Here is a 3,196-nt window from a genome sequence, read left to right on the forward strand (position 1 = left end):
GCCTCTGTCGTGCCAACGACCTTCCTTTCCGGTTCCCCCAACCCTAGTTGGGGACCTGTCCGGAAAATCCGAGGCACCTCACCACAGGAGGACGTACGATTTCTGGACACCACTTGATCAGTGTCGTGACACTAACAAGCACTAACAGACAAGGTCACATCAAAGAGAGGCGTCATGTCGATGCAGGGCAAGATCAAGCCAGAGTTCTTGAGCTTCGGCGCGGAAGTCCGACGCCTTCGCAAAGCCGCAGGCCTCAACCAGCAACAACTTGCGGACCCGATCAATGTGACACGTAGTTACATCACTCAGATCGAAACCGGTCGAACACGCTGCCGCCGGGACCTCGCGCTGCGACTGGATCGAGCACTCAAGTCCGGCACGACTCTCGTCGAGAGCCTGGGACGAGCTACTAGAATCAATCAAGTCCGACAAGTATCCCAAGCACTTCGCTAGCTACCCAAAGGCCGAGCAATCCGCGATCATGGTCCGCGCGTACGAGGAACGACTGGTACCGGGTCTTTTACAGAAGGAAGCCTATGCTCGCGTTCTCCTTCGAGACGAGGACGCAGTCAAGAACAGGATACGGCGACAGGAAATTCTGCACAGGAATCCGTCTCCGATAATCTCCATTATCATGGACGAGACTGTTCTCTACCGCGAGGTCGGAGGGCCGGAGGTGATGAAGGAACAGTTGGAGTATCTGCACGAGCTATCCTCACAAGGAAAGGTACAGTTGCAGATTGCCCCCATCCGATACATCAGGAATATCTGGGGCCCTTTCCACATCGCCACTCGCCCCGACCATAAGCAGGTAGCTTACGCGATTAAAGCATGGGGCGGCGAAACAACAACAGACCCCGACGAGATTGCAATGGTCAACGAGACCTTCGTCATCCTGCAATCGGAAGCCCTGAACGCAACAGACACTCGAACTCTTATCAGAAAGGCAATAGACGAGCGATGGACATAACGAACGCAGAATGGCGCAAGTCCTCCCGCAGCAGTGAGCAAGGTGATGCCTGCGTGGAAGTTGCACTAGCTTCCGGCCTTGTTGGCGTTCGTGACAGCAAGGACCCGAGCGGCCCCAAGCTCATCCTCAACCCCAGCGACTTCCGAAATCTCGCGAACGTTCTCAAGAACCTCTAGTCAGGCTTCCGATTGCTCAGCAAATTCTCGAGCCAATATTAACATGATGCCTCAAGGCGTCATGAATATTAGCGAAGCAATGTGACGTAAAGCATCTCAAAGCAAGGAGGGCGGCTCTAACTGTATTGAGTTGGCCTTCGTTGCCGGGCTGGTCGCCATCCGTGACAGCAAGGACGTCGAGGGTCCCAATCTAGTTCTGAGCCGCCGAGACTTCCGGCAGCTCGCCGAGGTACTCAAGGACCGCTGACGGGACGTCTCCGGCGGGCGGTCAGATGGGTCTGCTGCTGCGGGCACGAAGACCGTCCGCCGATGCCGGTCCGGGCGCTGTTGATGACCGCGGCAGCAAGATCGTCCTTCGGCGCCAGGCTGATCGCTTGATGTGGACAACGGCCACCGGCAGAAAGGCCCAGCGGCGTGGGAGTCGAGCGCACCAGCAGGACGGGCATCCGTACCGACACCACCGACACCCCTGGCACCCCGGAACGGGCTTACACGCCGCCGCCGGACCGTCCCGGTTCTCCAGGACAGCCGTCCCGCCTGGAGGCAATCCAGCGCAGCCACGCGGAGCGGGAAGCGAAAGAGGCCGAGGCCACCGCCGTTCAGGAAACTGAGACTGAGCAGAGCGACACTCCTTGCCAGGACACCTCTGAGACGTCCTCTACGGAGCGCGCGGACGAGGCAGCGGACGCCGGGGAGGCGCAGGAACCCGCCGTTAGTGAGACCGAACGCGAGTCGGAGGGTACGCAGTCCGAGACAGACCAACCGTCCGATGCCGCCAGACCAGATCGATTAGAAGGAGAACGAGACTACGTCGTTGATGATCCAGTCGTCACAGGCAGGACCATCACCGATATCGATCGCATCGAGAACGGCATCCTTTGGGAGGAGAAATCCGCGACCAGTGCTACCGATGTGCAACGATGGCCGTCTCTCGGCTACGCACTTCGTACCCTCATGTGTCAGTTCTCTTGGAGTGGCAAGAATGAGCTATGTCTTTGATATCGAGGGCGAGACCGTGTGGAGCCCTTCACTGCGCACGGGTGCGATGTACATCGCCTTGACAGAGGCCGCGGGTCGAACTTTGGAACGGCCCACGGGGTTGATAGCAGTCGCCGAGGACATGCGCGACATCGATTTGTCAACGTTTAACGACTTCGCTCAGGCACTTCTGGAATACTATTCCACTACAAAGCACATGGTCGCACATGAAATGCTTCGTGGCATACTTCTCACCTCGTTGGTAATGTTGCAGCGCGGCGGCGTCGAACTGGCGTCGAAGAATGCGGAAGAAGCGAAGATTCTGTCCGCTCTGCCGAACTTTTCTCTCTCCATGCCGACATGAACGACGTCCTTCTCCAAAGCCCGACCGCGACCCAAGTTCCGTTTCGGGTTGGATGAGTGCCAAGCACGGCTCTACACCGGGATCTTGCACCGCTTCGTGTTGGTCATGGGCCGCGCCAACCATCTGCGCCATCACCGCCGTCCAACTCAACGGCCACAGCAATGGGTAGGTCCCGCCACCTGCCGACCCCGACCAGAGGCCGCCCGGCGATCCCGGCTGATCCCGCTGACCGTCCCAGAGATCAAACGCCTGCTCGCCGTCCTCTGATCGTCTTATCCGCCCGACCACGCCGCATACTGGCTGAACTGGCGGCGCCGCCACCAAGCACGCTCCCGCTGGTTCCATCAACGCACCCGCCTGAACCGAGAGAACACCCTGCTCAGCTAACAACTGGCGGCTGCGGCACCAGCAACTGGCCTGGCAAAGCGGTTTCGCGGCCCACCCCACCTAGGATCAGAGGGTGGGAGGTGGAGATGTACGTCGCTGAGCTCAGTGTCTCTAGCGTCAAGGGGTTCGCTGGCGCGCGTAGCGCGGACCTGCGGCTAACTCGCCCTGGCGGCGCGCACGCCGGCTGGACAGTCCTGGCGGGACGGAACGGGGCGGGCAAGACAACGCTTTTGCGCGCCATCGCCCTGGCTTTGGCCCAATGCCATTTAGTTAAGCCGCTGGGCTGAAGAGGTGGATTTCTGGTGGGTTTGGGTGCTGCAT

At 59.4% G+C, this 3,196-nt stretch carries 5 protein-coding genes and 1 pseudogene; all 6 read left to right on the top strand.

Annotation, left to right across the window (positions count from 1 at the left end):
* The first annotated feature begins 180 nt into the window (after positions 1-180).
* The 6 genes and pseudogenes from ABD808_RS38555 (at position 181) to ABD808_RS21215 (ending at position 3,162) form a co-directional block, all read left to right on the top strand.
* The gene (locus ABD808_RS38555) at positions 181-453 is read left to right on the top strand and encodes a helix-turn-helix transcriptional regulator (RefSeq protein ID WP_425548955.1); all 273 of its coding nucleotides are present in this window, start codon (positions 181-183) and stop codon (positions 451-453) included.
* A complete protein-coding gene (locus tag ABD808_RS21195; protein ID WP_344899324.1) occupies positions 419-970 on the top strand; it encodes a DUF5753 domain-containing protein in 552 nt (183 codons plus the stop codon). The genes ABD808_RS38555 and ABD808_RS21195 overlap by 35 nt, the downstream gene beginning before the upstream one ends.
* Complete coding sequence (locus ABD808_RS21200; protein ID WP_344899318.1) at positions 961-1,146, top strand: DUF397 domain-containing protein; 186 nt, start codon at positions 961-963, stop codon at positions 1,144-1,146. The genes ABD808_RS21195 and ABD808_RS21200 overlap by 10 nt, the downstream gene beginning before the upstream one ends.
* A 97-nt stretch (positions 1,147-1,243) precedes the next feature.
* Positions 1,244-1,393, top strand: a pseudogene (locus ABD808_RS21205) (DUF397 domain-containing protein); the annotation flags it as partial.
* A gap of 735 nt (positions 1,394-2,128) precedes the next feature.
* Positions 2,129-2,488, top strand: coding sequence for a DUF6086 family protein (locus ABD808_RS21210; protein WP_344899320.1), 360 nt, complete (start codon positions 2,129-2,131; stop codon positions 2,486-2,488).
* 473 nt (positions 2,489-2,961) lie between these two features.
* Positions 2,962-3,162, top strand: coding sequence for an AAA family ATPase (locus ABD808_RS21215; protein WP_344899322.1), 201 nt, complete (start codon positions 2,962-2,964; stop codon positions 3,160-3,162).
* The last annotated feature ends 34 nt before the right edge of the window (positions 3,163-3,196 follow it).

Origin of the sequence: Actinomadura meridiana (genome assembly GCF_039537545.1) — a bacterium.
Lineage (GTDB): Bacteria > Actinomycetota > Actinomycetes > Streptosporangiales > Streptosporangiaceae > Spirillospora > Spirillospora meridiana.